Raw genomic sequence first — 17,981 nt, 5'->3', positions numbered from 1 at the left:
GGTTACTTGGAGAAACCGGCGGTGAGACCGGCGACGAGCTGGCGCCGCGCGAGGATGAACAGCGCGAGCATCGGGAGAGTGGAGAGCACGACCGCGGCCATCGTGGCCGGTACGTCGATGCCGAACTGGCCCCGGTAGAGGGTCAGCGCCAGTGGCAGTACGGCCTTGTCGCCGCTCTGGGTGAGGATGAGCGGGAAAAGGAAGCCGTTCCAGACCTGCAGTCCGTCGTAGACGGCGACCGTCATCAGCGCCGGTCGGGCCAGCGGTGCCGCGAGCGAGAAGAGCATGCGCCAGTCGCCGGCGCCGTCGACGATCATCGCCTCGAACAGCGAGCGGGGGACGTCGCGCAGGAAGCTCACCAGGATCATCACGGTGATCGGCAGCGCGAACGCCGCCGAGGGCAGGACGATCGCGAGCAGGCTGTCGTACAGCTGCATCCTGATGATCAGCAGGTAGACCGGGATGATCACCGCTTGGAGCGGGATCGCCAGGCCCAGCAGGTAGAGCCGGAAGGACACGCGGGAGAGGCGGCTTCCGGCGCCGCGGACGATCGCGAAGGCGGCCATGAGGGCGAAGGCGACGGTCAGGGCGACTGCCGCGACGGTCACGATCACGCTGTTGAGCAGGTAGGTCGTGAAGTCACCGGCCAGGACGGTCCGGTAGTTGTCGAGCGTCGGGTGGCCGGGCAGGGCCAGTGGGCTGTCGGCGGTGAAGTCGCCGCGGCTGCGCAGGCTGGTCACCACCAGCCAGTACACGGGTACGACGACGATCGCGGTCCACAGGAGGGCGGTGCCGCCGGTCAGGGCACGGCGTACCGCGCCGACGGCCGTGATGCGGCGGGTGGGACCGGGGCGCGACGGTGCTGTCGGTCGCCCGGGCGCACGGTCACGGCCGGTGCCCGTACGAGGGTCGTCGGCCTTGGTCACGGTGGTGCTCACATGCCCTCCTGCCGGCTGTCCATCCGGGTGAAGCCGGACAGGCGGGTGGTCAGCAGCGACAGGCCGAGGCCGAAGACCACCAGGAGGGTGGCGACGGCGCTGGCCCGGCCCATGTCGTGGGCCTGGAATCCGGTGATGTACATGGCGAGGGGAAGGACGCGGGTGGCGGTACCGGGGCCGCCGGTGCCGCCGGACAGCACGAAGATCAGGTCGAAGTAGGTGAGCGAGCCGACGAGCATGAGGGTGCTGGAGGTGACCATCGTGTACTTCAGCTGCGGCAGGGTGATGTGCAGGAAGCGGGCCATCGGTCCGGCGCCGTCGAGGGCGGCCGCCTCGTACAGGGCGGTGGGGATCTGCCGTATCCCGGCCTGGTAGAGCAGGGCGTGGAACGGCACGAACTGCCAGGCGATCACGAAGATCACCGTGTAGAGGGCCAGGTCCGGCGAGCCGAGCAGCGGCTTGGCCAGCCAGTGCAGCCCGGGGGTGGCTCCGATGCCGAAGGAGGGGTCGAGCAGCGCCTGCCAGGTCAGGCCGATCGCCACGGCCGACAGCAGCAACGGCAGGAAGAACAGCACGGCGAACAGCGCCCTCGCCCGCCCCCTCGGCGCCTGGAAGACACCGAGGGCCAGGGCGATCGGCGTCTGGACCAGCCAGCTCACCGCCATCACCTTGACGGTGAGCCCCAGCGCCTGCCAGGTCGCGCCGTCGGTCAGGACACCGCTCCAGTTGGCGAGGCCCGCCCAGCCGATGGACCCGAGGCCGTCCCAGCGGGCGAGGCTGAGCGCCATGACCCCGACGAGGGGGACGAGCCCGAACAGGCCGAAGAGAAGGAGTGCCGGGGCGGCCATGAGGAGGCCGGCGCCTCCTCTTCGGCGCGCTGGGGCGGCGGTGACCGTCACGAGGCCGCCTTGCTCATGTTCGTACCGAACTCGGCGGGCGAGATCTGGCGCAGGAACGACTTGTCCGTGTTGGTCAGCAACGGGTCGGCCCTGTCGGACGGCAGGGCCTGGTCCCAGGAGAGCTGGAAGCCCGGCGCGTCCTCCACCAGGTTGTAGACGAAGGTGAGCCACGCCTTGTCGGACGACGACTTCACCGCCGCCAGCGTCGACTCCAGGCCCTTGACCGGTGGCACGCTGCCGGCGGCGAGGTAGGCGTCGACCTGGGAGTCGTCGAGGACGTAGTCCTTCAGGTACGTGAGGGCCGCCGACCTGTTCTTGGTCGACGAGTTCAGCGACAGGAAGTTGGAGGGGTTGCCGACGATGCTCTTCGGGTCGCCGGCGCCGCCGGACAGCGACGGGAAGGCCGTGTAGCCGAGATCGCCCTTCAGGAAGTCGGGATCGGCCTTGGCGATGTTGGCGTACTCCCAGGTGCCCATCACCTCCATCGCCGCCTTGCCGGTGTAGAGCAGGGCGGTGGAGGCGCCCTGGTCGTAGCTGACGGAGGAGGCGTTGTCGCCGAAGGCGCCGGCCTTCGACAGGTCCTGGAGGTACTGGTTGGCCTTGGTGACCGACGGGTCCTTCCACGCCGAGGCGTCACCGGAGGCGATCTTCGTGAAGACCTCGGAGCCGCCGGCGCGGTCGAGCAGGTACTCCAGGTACATCAGGGTCGGCCACTTGGAGTTCGCCGCGAGGGAGAGGGGCACCACGTCCTTCGCCTTCAGCTTCTTCACGGCCGCCAGCAGGTCGTCGTACGTCTTCGGCGGCTCGACGCCCGCGTCGGCCAGCACCTTCTTGTTGTAGTAGAGGACGACCGGGGCGAGGCCGTTGGCGGGCACGCCGTAGACCTTGCCGCCGAAGGTGGCGCTCTGCATCACGCTCGGAGTGAACCGGTCCGTGTTGGCCTCGGTCTGCGTCAGCGCGTCGACCTTGCCGGCCTCGACGTAGTCGTTCAGCGCTCCGCCGCCCCAGCTGAAGAAGATGTCCGGGGCCTGGTTCGCGCCGAAGGCGACGCGCAGCTTCTGCTTGTAGTCGTCGTTGGCGAACAGCCGCAGGGTGATCTTCTCGTCCGGGTGGTCCTTGTTGTAGGCGTCGACGGACTCCTTGAGGATCGTCTGGTCGTTGAGCGCCCACATCGTCAGGCCCTTCGCGGACGAGTTCGCAGACGATCCGGCCGGCCCCGAAGTCCCGCACGCGGCAAGGCCCATGGCCGCCGTGAGCGTGACGGCGGACGCGACGACGCGTCGCATTCTCGGGCGTGAGGAATGTCTGTCGACCGGGATTCTCCGCATGCTGTGCCTCTCTTCTTTCCACATGCCGTCGTTGAGCAAGGCAGATCGGGGCCGGTACGAAAGGCTTTCGGAAACCCCGCTGCCGAACGGCCTGCCTGCTGGCCGGGACACTGACACGGAATTCACGACCGGGACAAGGACAGGAAATACCTCGGTTACGAAATACTTTCGCGAACGTGTCCGCCTCGGGGAAAGAAGGGGGTCTCCCTCGGGCGCGGGGCGCTGTCCGGAGTCAGCGACGGGGGTGCGTGCCCGGGCGGTCCGGGGTCGGTACGCCCTTGACCTCGCCGTGCGCCGCCCGGGTGCGCCGCATCGCGACGGCCGCGAGTGTGGCGAGGACGAGAACCGCGACCAGGGGGATCAGGGTCTCCTTCGACGCCTGGGTGAGTCCGTTCCGCAGGGCCTGGTCGGCGAGTGGCCCGGCCTGGCGGGCCAGGTGCGCGGGCAGTCCCGGCAGCGCGTGCGCCTCGCCCCCACCGGCCGGGCCGCTCTCGGCCGCCTTGCGCATGTCTTCCAGAAAGGCCGCCCGGTAGGGAAGCGGAAGTCGGGCGGCCGCCGTGTTCGCCTCGGCGGCCACGTTCGCCGAGATACGGGCCTGCAGCAGTACGCCGATGGCTGCGCTGCCCAGGACCGCGCCCAGCTGGCGGGCGGTGAAGAAGATGCCGGAGGCCGCTCCGCGCAGGTCGGCCGGTACGGAGCCCATCGCGACGCTGTTGACGGGGACCAGGACGAAGCCCATGCCGAGGCCCGTCAGCACCAACCCCGGTATCAGCTGCCAGGCCGGGAGGTCCGCCCTTGCCTGGACCGCGACGACGCCGAGGCCGCCCGCCATGCCGAACAGACCTGACATGACAAGGTACTTGCCGCCCACGCGGTCCGAGAGGCGGCCGATGAACGGGCCCATGGAGGCGGAGACGAGGGCCATGGGCGCGGTCAGCAGGCCGGCCTCGGTGGGCGACAGGCCCAGCGCGGACTGCGGGTAGATGACCAGCGGCAGGAACATGCCGGTCATGGCGAAGCCGATGGCGGCCGTGGTCAGGGTGGCGGCGCAGAAGTCGCGGTTGCTGAAGACGCGCAGCGGGACCAGCGGTTCATCGCGGTTGACGCGCTGCCAGACCACGAAGGCCACCAGCAGCGCCACACCGGCGGCGATGACCTCGAACACGGTGAGGGGGCCGAGCAGCCGACCCCAGTCGTACGTCTTCCCGTTCTGCACACCGAACACGATCAGGAACAGTCCGCCGCCGGACAGCAGGATGCCCGGCACGTCGAAGCGCCGCGCGTGGCCGAGGCGCAGGTCAGGCACGACCAGCAGGCTCAAGGCCAGGGCGAGGACGCCGACCAGGACGTTGACGAAGAAGATCCACTCCCAGCCGAGGCCGTCCACCAGTACCCCGCCGAGCAGTGGGCCGGTGACGGTGGCGAGGCCGGACACCCCGCCCAGGACGCCCATGGCCCTGCCGCGGTCACCGGCCGGGAACAGATGGGTGATGAGGGTGAGGGTCTGCGGGGTGAGCAGGGCCGCGCCCAGACCCTGGAACGCACGGGCGGTGATCAGCATCTCCACGCTGCCGGACAGCCCGGCGGCGAGGGCCGCGCCGGTGAAGACCGCGAGACCGGCCACGAAGACCCGTTTGGGGCCGTAGCGGTCGCCGAGCCTGCTGGTGAGCAGCATGGGGACGGCGTACGCGAGCAGGTAGACGCTGTTGACCCAGACCACCGCGTTGAGCCCGGTGTCGAGACTGCGGACCATGGTCGGCACGGCCACGGACACGATCGAGGTGTCCACCACGATCATGAACAGGCCGAGGGAGAGGGCGGCCAGTGCGGCCCAGGGGCTCGCGGAGGGGGCCGGGCGTCCGGTCGTCGGTGCGGTCGCTGTGTCAGTCAATGCTCTGCCGACCTCGTGGTTCTCGGGGTGGTGGTGGGTCCGGTCATGGCCCGGCCCGACCGCCGGGGGACGCGGTCGGGCCGGGCGGGCCCAGGGGCGGATCTCGCTGTCGCCCCTGAGCCCGGTGAGGGGTTGGCCCGCGTTCAGCGGGTCAGTAGCGGACCGCCCCGTAGTCGATCTCTTCCTCGGGGTACGTCGCGGCGCGGCGGCCGAGGCCCCTCATGCGTTCGCGCATCTCGTCGGCGGGGAGGTGGTGCAGGTCGCCGTGGCCCGGCAGCACCCACTCGAAGGTCAGCTCCTCGGCCCCGCGGGCCACCGACTCGGCGAGCGTCTTGATCGAGTCGTAGACGACGCTGTGGGCGACTTCGAGGGTCTGCTGACCGTTCGACCAGAAGAACGCGTCGCCGGTGAAGCAGTACTTGTCGTCGGCGATGAAGAGCGTGCTGCCCTCGGTGTGCCCGGGGAAGGGGTGGGCGATGACGCCCGGCCCGATCTCGACCGGCTCGGTGCCGCGGATGATGTGGTCGGCGGAGGGCAGGGAGTGCAGGTCGCCCTCGTGGATCCACAGGCGCGCGCCGAAGGCGTCGGCGTACTTGCGGGCGTGCGCGACATGGTCGAGGTGGGTGACGAGGACGTCGGTGACCTTGCCGACCCTCGCCTCGTACCGGCGGGCGAGCGCGGGCCGCCAGCGCGGGGTGTCGATCATCATCGCGGTGCCGTCGGGGCGGCGCACGAGGTAGGAGGTGGCGCCGTAGGTCTGCGGGGAGGCGTGACCGCAGAGCCAGACGACCTGGTCCTCGTCCAGCGGTTTCGGGTACGGGTCCGAGTCGGCGTCCCACCGGTCGGCCGGCGGGTGGACGGACCGGGTCGGGCAGGCGTGCGCCGCCAGGTACAGCTTCTCGACATCGGCCTCGGTCTCCGGCTGGCGAACGACGGTCGACAGACCGCCGTACTCGCCGCCCTCCTTGAAGCCGATCATGCCGGGGGCGAGCTGACGGGCGATGTTGCAGTTGAGGCAGCGGTCGTCGACGGACCAGCCCTCGCTCTGCGCGGGCGCCGCCTCGGCACCGTGCCCGGCCTGGGTTTCCTGCTCCGCCTGGTTTTCCTGCTCTGCCTGAGTCGTGCTCATGACGTCACTTTCTTCGGGTTGTCGTGCTGGTCGTCGTGCTTGAGGTGGGTGTCGAGGAAGGTCTCGATGCGCCTCCACGCGTCGGCGGCGGCATCCGGGTCCGGGTGCGGGCGAGTCGGCGGCCGTGACGCGGCGGTCAGAGGTCGAGGACCAGCCGGGGCCCGCGCGAGCGGGAGACGCAGATCATCATGATCTCGTTGGACTCCCGCTCCTCCGCGCTGAGGACGGAGTCGCGGTGGTCGGGCTCACCGTCGAGGACTTCGGTCTCGCAGGTGCCGCAGATGCCTTCGGCGCAGGAGGAGAGCGCGGCCACGCCGGCCTCTCGCACCGCGTCCAGCACACTGCGCTCCGGCGGCACCTGGACGGTGATCCCGGAGCGGTCGAGCACGACCTCGAAGGCGTTCCCCGAACTCGCCTCCTGCTCCTGCTCCTTGGCCTGGAACCGCTCCACCCGGAGGGCCTCGGCGGGCCATTCCCGGCACCGCTCCTCGACCGCGGCGAGCAGCGGCTCGGGGCCGCAGCAGTAGATCAGGGTGTCGGGGGCGGGGGTGCCGAGGTAGCTGTCGAGGTCGAGCAGACCGTGCCGGTCCTGCGGGTGCACGGCCACGGCGTCGCCGTACCCGGCCAGTTCGTCGAGAAAGGCCATGGAGGAAAGGCTCCGGCCGCCGTACAGCAGCCGCCACCGAGCCCCGGCGGCCTCGACAGCCGCCAGCATCGGAAGGACCGGGGTGATGCCGATGCCGCCCGCGATGAACAGGTAGCGCCGGGCCGGACGGAGGGCGAACCTGTTGCGCGGTCCGCGGACCCGCACCCGGGATCCGACGTGCAGCTTGGCGTGGACGTAGGCCGAGCCGCCGCGGCCGTCCGGTACACGCAGCACACCGATGCGCCACGCTGTCCGGTCGTCGGGTGCGCCGCACAACGAGTAGGTGCGAACCAGGCCGTCGTCGAGCAGCAGGTCGATGTGGGCGCCGGGCTGCCACTGCGGGAGGGGCTCGCCGTCGGGGCGACGAAGCGTCAGCACGGCTACGCCGTCGGCGGCTTCGGATCGTTCCACGACGACGAGATCACTCTCGTGCTCGCGATCGGAGGGGTTGCTCAAGATGGTTTCCCGCTTTCACAGGAGACGGAGCGACACCCACACCGACGAAGCAGACTTCCGACGCATGGGCTGACGCTGAGACGTGTCAGGACATGGATCGCGCGACGGAAGGCAAGGCAACGGACGACGAGTTCCGTTGAAGAACATAGCGGATACACAGGCCTGTGCATTGCCGAATCGTTACGTTGGCAACGCACGGAGCGTCACATTCAGGCCATGCCTCCCTCTCCGGGGAGGACGACGTCTACTGGGTGGCCGCCCGCGCGCGGGCGGCCTCGCGGACCGCGGCCACGTTCTTCTTGCCCTCCCGCGAGCCGTTCAGCTTTGCCCTGATGTGCTCGCGGACGGTGACCGGTTCGTAGGCGAGACCGTGGTCCGCGTCGAGAAGGGCCGGCAGTGTCTCGATGACCGCGTCCGGGTTCCCGTCGTGGAAGAAGGCGGCCGAGCGGCGCCGCAGGATCGCCCCGTCGACGACGGGGGGTTTGACGCGGTGCAGCGTCGACATCCACCGGTCGTTGGTCAGCCGGGCCGTGAGATCGCCCAGGTTGACGAGCAGAGCGCCGTCCGCGGGCGCCACGTCGTGCCAGATGCCGTCTCGGTCGAGCACCTGGAGCCCGGGGACTCGGTCGGCCCACAGCACGGTGACGATCCCGTAGTCCGTGTGCTCGCCCATTCCCATCAGCTCGCCGTCCAGGTCCACGGTGCCTTCCGGCAGGGCGTAGTTGTTCATGCGGAGCACGTCGATGGAATGTCCGGTGAGCGCCTCGAAGAAGTCCGGCGCCAGACCGAGGGCGTCCGCGAAGATCCGGGTCAGCGTGCGCGCCACCCGCGAGGCATGGCCGAAATAAGCCTCCACCCGCGGGGTGAACCCCTCGATGTCCGGCCACACGTTGATCCCGAAGTCGTCCTCGGAAAGGCCGAGGTCGGGCGGGAAGGAACGCGCCTCGACACCGACGTTGAAGGCCTCGAAGAAGTCGTTCATCCGCGAGGCCGACTCCAGGCCCAGGCTCAGGCTGAGCGACTCGCTCTTCGGCGGGCTGTAGCCGCGGTTGGCGCCGCCGTCGACGCGGTACGCCTTCTTCGCCTCCAACGGCAGCGCGAAGAACGCGTCCATCGCCTCCTTCAGACCGTCGAGCGCGCTCTGCGGAATGCCGTGCCCGAGGACCTGGATGAACCCCACCTCGGCACACGCGGCGTCGATCAGCCGTGCCACATGCCCCCGCTCCTCATCCGTACCGCCGCCGACGTAGGGGGAGATGTCGACGGCCGGCACGGTGAACGGGTGCCTGGAGGCGGCAATGGGAGAATTCACTGTCCTACGTCCTTTCAGACTGTGGTTGTTCGGCGAAGGGCCGGGAGCCACCGCTGGGCGCGCCGGCCGACCCGGCTCAGGAGAGAAGCCCGACGTCTCCGCGTATCCCCTTCACCACGGCCATCCCCGTCCGGAGCGCGGCGACGGGATCAGCCGCCTCGTCCAGCTCGATGAGCACGGTGTCGGCGCCGGGAGTGAGTGACATCGCGGCGGCCCATGCCTTCCAGTCCACAATGCCCGTACCCAGTTCGGTCATGTAGGGCTGTTGTTGGGCGAAGACCGTTGCGTCGATGGTGAGTTCGACGTCGATCGGCTTGACCGCGTCCTTCCAGTGCGCCAGTGCGATGCGTGGGGAGTGGCGACGCGCGACGGCGACGGGGTCGCCTCCCCCGAGTGCGATGTGGCAGGAGTCCGGGCACAGCCACACATAGCGCGGATCGGTCAGGGCCATGAACAGGTCGATGTCCCTCTCGTACCAGAGAGTGCTGTTGGACTCGGTGTGGAAGGCGAGCTTCACACCGTACTGTGCGACGGCTTCACCGACGATGTGGGCGATGTCGGCCATCCGGGTCATGTACGCGGCGTCGACGAAGAAGGGTGGGCGCGTCCCGAACGTCGCACGCATGGGCAGCCCTGTGACGAGGAGTTCGGCGCCCACATCGGCGAGGAAGGCCGCACGTCGCTCGGCGTCGGCGACTATCGCGGGCAGGCTTTCGCCGTCCCGCCAGTCGGGGCATTCGCTCCCGGCGATGAAGGCGCTCACGACGGACAGGCCTCGGGCCTGCAACTCATGGCGGAACGACGGCGCGTCGCCGAAAGCGCGCAGGACCGAGTCGATGTCGCCGGGCGCGAAAGTCAGCTCGAGGCCGGTGACACCGGCCTCGGCCAACGCGTCCATCGTCCGGTCCCAGAAGCGCTCGGGGTTCTCGACGGCCCAGTCGCGAAACGCGTCGGCGGATTCCAGGCCCCAGAAACCGGGGTGGTAGAAGGTCACGACATCGGTGGCGAAGCGTGGGGCCATGGTGGGTGTCTCCCGTCGGATCGGCGGTGTCATTCGGCGCCCGCGCGCGCGTTGTAGACGACGAGGCCGTCGGCGTCGACGGCCTTCCGGTAGCCGCGGAACACGGCGAGCGCCTCGTCCCGGAGCACGTCCCGTACGACCTCGATGCCGCGTGCCTGGAACTGCTCGGCCCAGTCCGCGCCGAGCGGGCCCTCGTCGAACGTGGTGATCTCCTCCAGTTGCGGGCCGTCGCCGGCGACCACGAGACCGCGCACCCCGGACCACATCGCCGCGCCGTAGCACTGGATGCACGGACGCCAGTTCACCACCAGCTCGTGCGCCTGCATTCCGTCACCGCCGAGGTCCCAGCCGCCGGTCGCCGTCTGGGCCAGTCCGAGGGCGACGACCTCGGCGTGTGCGCTGGAGACGCCGGAGGCGAGTACGACGTTCACGCCGACCGAGACGATCCGGCCGGTGTCCCGTTCCGCGACGAGTGCCGCGAACGGGCCTCCGTTGCCCTCACGCCAGTTGCGGTCGGCCAGGCGGTGCACGAGGCGCATCCGGTCGTCACGGTCGGGAATCACGGCGGGGACGGCGGCCAATTCGTCATCGATCCAGGTCGGGAGCGCCACCCGGTATTCCCTTGCGATGTCGATCATGATCGGACTTCCTCTCGATGTGCGGTGAGCTCGGCGAGCGCGGCGGTCCGTCCGGCGACGGCCCGGGCCGCCCGCACGGCCGTCACCGCGCCGGTCAGGGTGACGTTGGCGGCCATCGCGGTGGGGATCACGCCGTTGCCGGCGAGGTACAGGTTGTCGTAGCCCCACACCAGGCCGTCCGGACCGCACACGCTGGTGCCGTCGTCGACCGGGCCGGACCGGACGGTGCCGGTGAGGTGCAACGACGAGCCGGGCGGGAGCAGCGCGCGTTCCGTCGCGGGATCGAAGGGGCCGAATTCCTCGGCGATCGACCGGATCTCGTCGAGAGCCCGGCAGAGCAGCGCGCGGTCGGCGTCGGAGTAGCCGAACTCGACACCGATCCGGGGCATCCCGGCCAGGTCGGTCTCGGTCGGCGAGAACACCAGCCGGTTCTCGGGGCGGGACTCGACGGGTACGTACAGCGAGAGGCCCACGGAGTGGGCGAGGGGGGTGCCGTCTGCGTCCACGTACGTCCGGTTCATGATCTGGCCGTGGAACGGCTGCGCCGCTCCGTTCTGCGGCAGCCAGAGCGAATCGGTGCTGAACTCGCCCGCGCGCGGCAGAGGCAGGTCTGCGGGGTCGATGCCGAAGCGGTCGGGGTCGAGCAGTACCCGGGCGGTGACGAACGCGTGCTCGTTGAGGTAGCGGCCCAGCGCCTCGGGCCTGATGCCCGAGGCGAACAGCAGTTGCGGGGTGCGCAGCGCGTCGGCGCACACCACCACGGCGTCCGCGAGGAGCTGCGACTCGGCGCCGTCGGCGATGCGACGCAGCCGGGTGCCGCTGACCCGGCCGTCCGAGACGACGAGGGCCGTCGCGAGCGTTCCGGTCAGCAGGGTGAAGGCCGGGTCCACGCCGGTCGCCATCGCGGGGAAGATCGTCCCTGGAGCTGTGCGCGGCATGGGTCCCGATGCCGACGCGGTGACGGCCATGGGCATCGGCTGCGGCCGTCGGTCGTCCGGTCCGATGCCGTCGAAGCGCCGGCGCAGTGCGTCGAGCACGATCCGGCCGACGTCGGTCGGGCCGATCGCGGTCGGGGTGACCGCGAGCAACCGGCGCGCGGTGTCCAGGTCCGTCGCCCAGCGGGCAGGGTCGCCGAAGTCGAACACCTCGTCCCCGGCGGGCCACGGCGTCGCGGCGGTCCAGTGCACGCCCATGCCGCCGGCGTTCCACGCGAGTGCGGTCGCGGGCATCGCCTCCACGTCCTCGCCGAAGGCCAGCGCGTGGAACATACCGGGTGTCAGATCGTCGAGGCTGTCCGCGACATCGCGTGCGATCTCGGCTCCGGTGTACATGCCTTGGATGCCGGTGCCGACCCGTTCGTTGTAGCGCGACCAGAGGGCCGGATCGTCGACGTCGTGCAGGTGCAGGCCGGGTGCCTCACCGATCGCGCTGCCTGCCTCGACCATGGTGATGTCCAGCGTCGGATCGGTGTCGCGCAGCAGTCTGGCCACGACTGATCCCATGATGCCGCTGCCCACGATGAGGACGTCGGTGCGAGTGGTGCCGGTCAAGGGGAGACTCCTGTCCTGTTGCTGCTGTCCTGTTGCTGCTGGTGGTGAGCGGTCACGTGTTCGGGGCGAGCGGGCCGAACAGCTCGGTGTCCATCGAGTCGAGCGCCAGCTTGACGGCGCCGACAAGGTCGGCGTCGCGGCCCAGACACGTGGCCCGCAGCTCGACCGCGGGGGTGCGGGCGTCGTGCATCGCCCTGCGCACCCGGGGCAGCAGCACATCGGCCGCGTCCTCCAGACCGCCGCCGAGCACGATGAGCGACGGCGCGACCGTCCACGACAGGGTCGTGAGGATCGACGCGATGTTCTCCACGAGTTCGTCCACCTCGGCGAGCGCTGTCGCATCGCCGGCACGAGCCGCGTCGAAGCGGTCGAGCGCGACCCTGCGCCGCTCCGGTTCCGGTGAGGTGAGCCCTGCCACCGGGCGGTTCTCCACCGAGCCGGTCCGCATCGACACCGCCTCGACGATCTCGCCTGCGGCACCGTCGAGACCTCGGTGCACGGCGCCTCGGATGAGGATGCCAAGTCCGGTCCGGTTCCCCAGTACCGCCCATACGACGTTGTCGTGGTCGCCTGCCACACCCCGCCAACGCTCCGCGAGGGCACCGAGATTGGTGTCGTTGTCGGCGAACCAGGGCACCCGGACCCGCCGCGCGAACTCTCCGGGAAGGTGCACGCCTTCCCACCGCGTCGTGTGCACCAGGCGCCGTACGACCCCGTCGTCGTCGATCGCGCCGCCGCTCGCGACAGCACCGGCCCGAAGGCGGTTCGCCGGCCCGCCCGCGTCGTCGAGCGCCTCCCGCACCAGGGCCGCCGCGTCGTCGAGCGTGGACTGCGGATCCTGGTAGGCGCGCAGCGGCCGGTGCGCCCGGCCGACGACACGGCCGCGTACATCGGCGATGACCGCGGACGCGTCGAGGGTGGTGATGCGTACGGCCGCCAGCAGCGCGTGTTCGGCCCGCAGTTCGTACCGGCGGGCCGGGCGCCCGGCACAGCCCCTGGTCGGCACACGGTCCAGCTCGGTCACCCAGCCCGCCTCGACGAGGGAGTCCAGGACGACCTCGATGGTGCGGCGGGAGAGGCCGACCTGCTCGGCGAGCTCGGTCAGTGTGATCGGCCCGGCCGACACCGCCAGCGCGCGCAGGATGACCGAGGTGTTGATGCGTCGGACGGCGCTCTGGTTCATCCCGGACATCAGCACGCCTCCGCCACCCCGGACGCCGCCGGTACCACCGGATCGAACACGCCCCTGGTGTCGGCCGCGAGCGCCGCGCCGGGACGGCCGTACTCGCGAGCCGTGTCGCCGTGGGTCCCGGTCGCCCTGGCCCAGGCCGGCTCCTCGCCGCGTACGAACCCGACCAGATCACCGTGCGTCGCCGTGGCCAGTTCCCCCGGCGGGTGCGGCCCGAGCGCCTCGGCGACACCGGGTGCGTCGAGCACGTCGAAGAAGAACGGGATGTCGATGCAGTGCGTGGCGCCGCCGAGCACCGGGGAGGGCCACTCGAAGGAATACAGCCAGGTGCCGACGGCGGCGACGCGGCGGGAGGCGGCGACGCGCGGGCAGGCGGCGCGGAAGAGCGTGTCCGTCACCCGCGTGCCTGCCGTGCGGGTGCCTGCCGTGCGCGTGTCGGCCGTGCCGGTGGTGGCGTCGCCGTCGAACTCGTCGCCCGTCGCACCGAGCAGCAGCGGTACGGCGTGCCCGTGCAGGGTGAGTCCGTCGACGACGGGCACGGGCAGGATGTCGTCGCCGACGAACAGGCCGAGCGCGGGCATGTCGTCGCCCTGCTCGTCCCTCAGGTCGATGACGCACCGCTGGATGTGCTCCACGGCGCGGCCGGCGAATCCGGCTCGCGTCACCGGCACGCCGAGCCGGCGCGCGAGCCGTCCGAGGAAGTCGCGAGCCGCGTCCCCGTCCGCGGTGAACGTGCCACCGGAGAGGCTGACCGCGCGGTGGAAGCGGCCGCTGCCCGCGGGCGACGAGAGCAGCGCGAGGACCGCCGCGCCCCCGGCCGACTGACCGGCGACGGTGACCCGGTCCGGATCGCCGCCGAAAGCGGCGATGTTGTCCCGCACCCAGTCGAGCGCGAGCAGCAGGTCGCGCAGCCCGAGGTTCGCGGGAACGTCGTCCAGTACGGAGAATCCGTCGACGCCGAGCCGGTAGCCGACGGTGACGCAGACGACGCCGTCGCGGGCGAAGGCGCGGCCGTCGTACCAGGGACTGGCCTGGCTCCCCGCCAGAAAGGCGCCGCCGTGGATCCACACCAGGACCGGGCAGGGCCCGCGGTCGTCGTCGGCGTCAGGGGCGACGATGCCGAGGTTCAGCACGTCGTCGCCCGGCACCGAGGGCTCCGGCACCGTGGTCGTGGCGAACAGCGGCACCTGCTGCGCGGTGGCGCCGTGGCGGGAGGCGTCGAACGGCTCCGTGAACCGGCCGCGTCGGGCCGGCGCGGCGAACCGCCGTGCACCGGTGGGAGCTTCGGCGTACGGGATGCCGAGGAAGCGCCGGACCGAGCCGGTGCGACGGCCGATGATCGTGCCCGCTGGAGCGCGTACGGTGACCGTCTCCCGGCCTTCGGCGAACGAGTCCATGGAGGTCACCGCATTCCCGTTCCGGCGACGCCCTGCACGAAGTAGCGCTGCAGGAACAGGAAGAGCACCAGCACCGGCAGCATCACGACGATCGCACCGGCGAGCAGCAGGCCGTAGTCGGTGACGTGTGCCGCCGCCTGGCTGGTGGCGGCCAGGCCCACCGGCAGTGTGTAGCCGGACATGCTCTGGGCGACGATGAGCGGCCAGAGGAAGTTGTTCCACGAGTAGAGGAACGACATGATCGTGATCGTGGCGACAGCGGGTCCGGCCAGCGGGAGGAAGATCCTGAAGAAGATCCGGAACTCGCCCGCGCCGTCGATCCGGGCCGCTTCGAGCAGTTCGTCGGGGATCGACATCGCGTACTGCCGCATGATGAAGACCGACAACGGCAGTGCCACACTCGGCAGCGCGACACCGGTGAGGGTGTCCGCCAGGCCCAGGTCGACCGTGATCACGAACTGTGTGACGAACACCGTGGTGAGCGGCATCATCATCGCGCCCATCACCGCGGCGAACGCGATCCGTCTGCCCGCGAAGTCGAGCTTCGCGAGCGCATAGCCGGCGGCCGACGCCGCGACGATGTTGCCGGCCACCACCATGACCGCGACCACGACGCTGTTGACCAGGAACCGGCCGAAGCCCTCTGTGGTGAACAGCCGCTCGAAGTTGTCGAAGGTGAGGTGCTGAGGGACCCAGGCACCCGGGTCGGAGCGAATCTCGTCGAGGCTGCGCAACGAACCACTGATCACCCAGATGAACGGAAGCAGCGTGAGCAGCGCGCACAGCACCAGCGCGCCGTACAGCAGGGGCGGGGAGACGGACCGGCGGCGCACCGCGATCCGGTCGGTGGTCATGTCGGCGTTCTCCGACACGGCGATGGCGGTCATGCGCGGGGCCTCAGCAGTCGGAACTGGACGGCGCTCACCAGCATCACGAGCACGAGCATCACGAAGGACGCGGCCGAGGACGTCCCGAACTCGCCGGCCCCGAACTGGTGGTAGGTGTACAGCGCCACGGATTCGGTGGAGCCCAGCGGGCCGCCGTTGGTGAGCAGGTACGGCTCGTCGAAGACCTGGAGGTAGAAGACGGTGAGCAGCACCGACACCATGAGGGTGGTGGGCCGCAGCAGCGGCAGGGTGATGTTCCGCAGCTGCCGCCACCGGCCGGCCCCGTCGAGGGAGGCTGCCTCGTACACGTCCTGCGGAATCGCCTGCAGGCCGGCGAGGAACAGCACCATCGCGATGCCGAAGTTGCGCCAGACGCCGAGCAGGACGACCACGGGCATGGTCAGATTCGGGTCGTCCAGCCAGTTCGGCCCGGCGAATCCGACGGCGCCGAGCATCTTGTTGACGGTGCCGCCCTCGTTGAAGGCGTACTGCCAGATCAGGGCGACCGCCACGATGTTGGTGACGACCGGCGCGAAGAAGACCGTGCGCAACACGCCGCGCAGCCGACGGATGCCGGAGTTCAGCGCGAGCGCCAGCGCGAACCCGATCCCCATGGTCAGCGGCACACCGACAGCCACGAAGACGGCGGTGTTCAGGATGTCCCGGAGGAAGCTCTGGTCCTGGAACAGGCGGAGATAGTTGTCCGGTCCGGTGAAGTCCACCGCGAACGGATGACGCAGATCCGCGCCCCGCAGGTCGGTGAGGCTGAACCCGAGCGCGGCCACGGCGGGGATCGCCGTGTACAGCAGGAACACAATGCTGAACGGCGCCAGGAACAGCCAGCCCACAGCCGTTCGGCGGACGCCCCGAGGACGACGCGTTCTGCGCGGCGCCCTCGGGAGGACGGTGACGGTCATCGGCGGATCACTCCGTACCCGTGCCGAGGCTCGCGGCGTACGACTGGAGGTTCGCGGCGGCCTCGGCGGCGGTCTCCTTGCCCTTGGCCACGGCCTCCATCTCCTTGCCCAGCCGGGTCGCGACCTGTGGCCAGGTACTGACCTGCGGGAACGCCCGGGTGTTCGTCAGCTGCGTCAGGAACGCGTCCAGCAGCGGCTGGCCCGCGATGGCGGGGTCCTTCCAGGCGGACACGACCGCCGGCAGCGAGCTGTACGCCTTGTACTGCGAGACCTGCGTGCTCGGGCTCGATATGTGCCGGATGAGCTTCCACGACGCGTCCGCGTTGTCGCTGTCGGCGAGCACCCCCCAACTGCCGCCGGCGGAGAAGGAGGCGCTGCCCGACGCCCCGGCCGGCAGCGGCGCCGTGGCGACGTGGGACGCCGTCCAGCCGTCCTTCTTCGCGGCGGCGTCGAGCTGACCGATGACCCATGGGCCGGTGATCATCGTGGCGGTCCTGCCCGAGACGAAGTACGGCTGCGAGTCGAGGAACCCGGGCCCGGTGGTGTCGGCGGTTCCCGAGGTGTAGAACGACGCGTTGTACTTGATCGCGTCGACCATCGCCGGTGTGTCGAGCGTCCACTCGCCGCCCGGGGACAGCAGCGAGCCGCCCGCCTGCCAGGCGTACATCGCGGCGTCCTGGCCGTTGAAGATGTCCCAGCCGATGTCGGCCCCGAGGCCGTGCGCGGCTCCGGCGCCCTGAAGCGCCTTGAGGAACGGCACCGTCTCGTCCCATGTCTTCGGCGCCTCGACGCCCGCCTTCTTCGCCAGGTCGGAGCGGTAGACGAGCGCGTAGGTGTACGCGTACCAGGGCACCGTGTAGGCGACGTCCTCGACCACACCGGCGTCCCACAGGCTGGTGAAGAAGCTGTCCGAGTCGACGAGGCCGTCCGGAACGGGCCGGAGGATCGACGGGTCGAGGAACTGGGCCTGCGACTCGGGGAAGAACTGGGCGATATCGGGCCCCTTGCCCGCCGCGATCGCCGACTGGAGCTTGGTGTAGTAGTCGGCGTTCGGGATCAGCGTGAACTTCACGTCGAGGTCGGGGTTCGCCGTCTTGAAGGGCTCGATGACCTTGTCGAGCACGTCGGCGTCGCCCTGGGCGGCCCAGACACTGACGGTGCCCGCGGCCGGGGAGCTGTCGATGGGCTCGGCGGCGGCTTTCGCGGTGGTGTCGTCACTGCGACCGCAGCCCGCCAGGGCGAGGCTGCCGAGGAGGGCTATCCCGCCGGTCAGCCGTAGGGCACCGCGTCTGGAGAGGTTGGACACTCGGGGCTCCCGTCACAAAGGCGCTGAGGACAGTGATGCGCTTTCTGGTGAAAGCAGCATTTTTGACCTGATGGACCTAATGAGCTCGATGGGTCCTATGCGGCCGATAGTGACGGTATGAATGGTGTGTTTCGGCGGCGTACCGGAGGCCGTCCCGGATAATTTCGGAACTTGTAGCGAAATCGACCCGTCACGCTCTGTCGCGACCGTCGTCCGATCCCTCACACGCCCGGCGGTCGGCGAGCATGCGGTCGCTGATGCCGGGGATCCGCTCGCGCAACTGTCCGAAGCCGACGGGACCGTGGGCGAGCGCGGCGAGGATCGGGCCGTTCCAGCGTCTGCCGAGGAGGGCGAAGGCCCGGGTGAGGCCGGGCAGGTAGTCCGTTGTCGTCATGGTGTCCTCCAGGGGTGCGAGAGCCGGCACAAGGCGTTCCGGGTCCTGCCCGACGACCTGCCGCTGAGACGAAGGCTTTCGGG

At 70.2% G+C, this 17,981-nt stretch carries 16 protein-coding genes; all 16 read right to left on the bottom strand.

Annotation, left to right across the window (positions count from 1 at the left end):
• Positions 1 to 2: 2 nt before the first annotated feature.
• Entirely contained in the window at positions 3 to 938 is a 936-nt protein-coding gene (locus ACWD4O_RS45355; protein WP_451288946.1) for a carbohydrate ABC transporter permease, read from the bottom strand.
• Positions 935 to 1,786, bottom strand: coding sequence for a carbohydrate ABC transporter permease (locus ACWD4O_RS45350; protein WP_451288945.1), 852 nt, complete (start codon positions 1,784 to 1,786; stop codon positions 935 to 937). The genes ACWD4O_RS45355 and ACWD4O_RS45350 overlap by 4 nt, the downstream gene beginning before the upstream one ends.
• A gap of 47 nt (positions 1,787 to 1,833) precedes the next feature.
• A complete protein-coding gene (locus ACWD4O_RS45345; RefSeq protein WP_451288944.1) occupies positions 1,834 to 3,123 on the bottom strand; it encodes an extracellular solute-binding protein in 1,290 nt (429 codons plus the stop codon).
• 274 nt (positions 3,124 to 3,397) lie between these two features.
• Entirely contained in the window at positions 3,398 to 5,056 is a 1,659-nt protein-coding gene (locus ACWD4O_RS45340; RefSeq protein ID WP_451288943.1) for a DHA2 family efflux MFS transporter permease subunit, read from the bottom strand.
• Positions 5,057 to 5,207: 151 nt separating this feature from the next.
• Positions 5,208 to 6,185 (bottom strand): MBL fold metallo-hydrolase, encoded by a 978-nt coding sequence (locus ACWD4O_RS45335; protein WP_451288941.1) that lies wholly within the window; start codon positions 6,183 to 6,185, stop codon positions 5,208 to 5,210.
• A 136-nt stretch (positions 6,186 to 6,321) separates the two neighbouring features.
• A complete protein-coding gene (locus ACWD4O_RS45330) occupies positions 6,322 to 7,287 on the bottom strand; it encodes a PDR/VanB family oxidoreductase (RefSeq protein WP_451288940.1) in 966 nt (321 codons plus the stop codon).
• A gap of 244 nt (positions 7,288 to 7,531) precedes the next feature.
• Positions 7,532 to 8,599 (bottom strand): isopenicillin N synthase family dioxygenase, encoded by a 1,068-nt coding sequence (locus tag ACWD4O_RS45325; protein ID WP_451288939.1) that lies wholly within the window; start codon positions 8,597 to 8,599, stop codon positions 7,532 to 7,534.
• A 76-nt stretch (positions 8,600 to 8,675) separates the two neighbouring features.
• Entirely contained in the window at positions 8,676 to 9,620 is a 945-nt protein-coding gene (locus ACWD4O_RS45320; RefSeq protein WP_451288938.1) for a sugar phosphate isomerase/epimerase family protein, read from the bottom strand.
• 29 nt (positions 9,621 to 9,649) lie between these two features.
• Positions 9,650 to 10,258 (bottom strand): nucleoside deaminase, encoded by a 609-nt coding sequence (locus tag ACWD4O_RS45315; protein ID WP_451288936.1) that lies wholly within the window; start codon positions 10,256 to 10,258, stop codon positions 9,650 to 9,652.
• On the bottom strand, positions 10,255 to 11,808 hold the full coding sequence (locus ACWD4O_RS45310; RefSeq protein ID WP_451288935.1) for a GMC oxidoreductase: 1,554 nt from the start codon (positions 11,806 to 11,808) through the stop codon (positions 10,255 to 10,257). Before ACWD4O_RS45310 ends, ACWD4O_RS45315 begins: the two co-directional genes overlap by 4 nt.
• Positions 11,809 to 11,860: 52 nt before the next feature.
• Positions 11,861 to 12,991, bottom strand: a complete 1,131-nt coding sequence (locus ACWD4O_RS45305) for an ROK family protein (RefSeq protein WP_451288965.1) — start codon at positions 12,989 to 12,991, stop codon at positions 11,861 to 11,863.
• Between the two features lie 8 nt (positions 12,992 to 12,999).
• Complete coding sequence (locus ACWD4O_RS45300; protein ID WP_451288933.1) at positions 13,000 to 14,394, bottom strand: carboxylesterase family protein; 1,395 nt, start codon at positions 14,392 to 14,394, stop codon at positions 13,000 to 13,002.
• Positions 14,395 to 14,399: 5 nt separating this feature from the next.
• Complete coding sequence (locus tag ACWD4O_RS45295) at positions 14,400 to 15,281, bottom strand: carbohydrate ABC transporter permease (protein ID WP_451288932.1); 882 nt, start codon at positions 15,279 to 15,281, stop codon at positions 14,400 to 14,402.
• Positions 15,278 to 16,198, bottom strand: coding sequence for a carbohydrate ABC transporter permease (locus tag ACWD4O_RS45290; protein WP_451288931.1), 921 nt, complete (start codon positions 16,196 to 16,198; stop codon positions 15,278 to 15,280). Before ACWD4O_RS45290 ends, ACWD4O_RS45295 begins: the two co-directional genes overlap by 4 nt.
• A 7-nt stretch (positions 16,199 to 16,205) precedes the next feature.
• Positions 16,206 to 17,504 (bottom strand): extracellular solute-binding protein, encoded by a 1,299-nt coding sequence (locus ACWD4O_RS45285; RefSeq protein ID WP_451288929.1) that lies wholly within the window; start codon positions 17,502 to 17,504, stop codon positions 16,206 to 16,208.
• Positions 17,505 to 17,694: 190 nt separating this feature from the next.
• Positions 17,695 to 17,981: winged helix-turn-helix transcriptional regulator (locus tag ACWD4O_RS45280; RefSeq protein WP_451288928.1), on the bottom strand; the 287-nt coding region annotated here is incomplete at its 5' end.

Source organism: Streptomyces sp. NPDC002623 (assembly GCF_053592635.1).
The sequence above is the reverse complement of the archived record's forward strand: the minus strand, read 5'-3'. Positions and strand labels throughout refer to the sequence as shown.

What these genes read in the sequence shown, in the direction of transcription:
- ACWD4O_RS45305 (WP_451288965.1), bottom strand. Translation starts at nt 12,991, where the DNA reads ATGAACCAGAGCGCCGTCCGACGCATCAACACCTCGGTCATCCTGCGC.
- ACWD4O_RS45335 (WP_451288941.1), bottom strand. Translation starts at nt 6,185, where the DNA reads ATGAGCACGACTCAGGCAGAGCAGGAAAACCAGGCGGAGCAGGAAACC.
- ACWD4O_RS45290 (WP_451288931.1), bottom strand. Translation starts at nt 16,198, where the DNA reads ATGACCGTCACCGTCCTCCCGAGGGCGCCGCGCAGAACGCGTCGTCCT.
- ACWD4O_RS45300 (WP_451288933.1), bottom strand. Translation starts at nt 14,394, where the DNA reads ATGGACTCGTTCGCCGAAGGCCGGGAGACGGTCACCGTACGCGCTCCA.
- ACWD4O_RS45350 (WP_451288945.1), bottom strand. Translation starts at nt 1,786, where the DNA reads ATGGCCGCCCCGGCACTCCTTCTCTTCGGCCTGTTCGGGCTCGTCCCC.
- ACWD4O_RS45295 (WP_451288932.1), bottom strand. Translation starts at nt 15,281, where the DNA reads ATGACCGCCATCGCCGTGTCGGAGAACGCCGACATGACCACCGACCGG.
- ACWD4O_RS45320 (WP_451288938.1), bottom strand. Translation starts at nt 9,620, where the DNA reads ATGGCCCCACGCTTCGCCACCGATGTCGTGACCTTCTACCACCCCGGT.
- ACWD4O_RS45345 (WP_451288944.1), bottom strand. Translation starts at nt 3,123, where the DNA reads ATGCGACGCGTCGTCGCGTCCGCCGTCACGCTCACGGCGGCCATGGGC.
- ACWD4O_RS45315 (WP_451288936.1), bottom strand. Translation starts at nt 10,258, where the DNA reads ATGATCGACATCGCAAGGGAATACCGGGTGGCGCTCCCGACCTGGATC.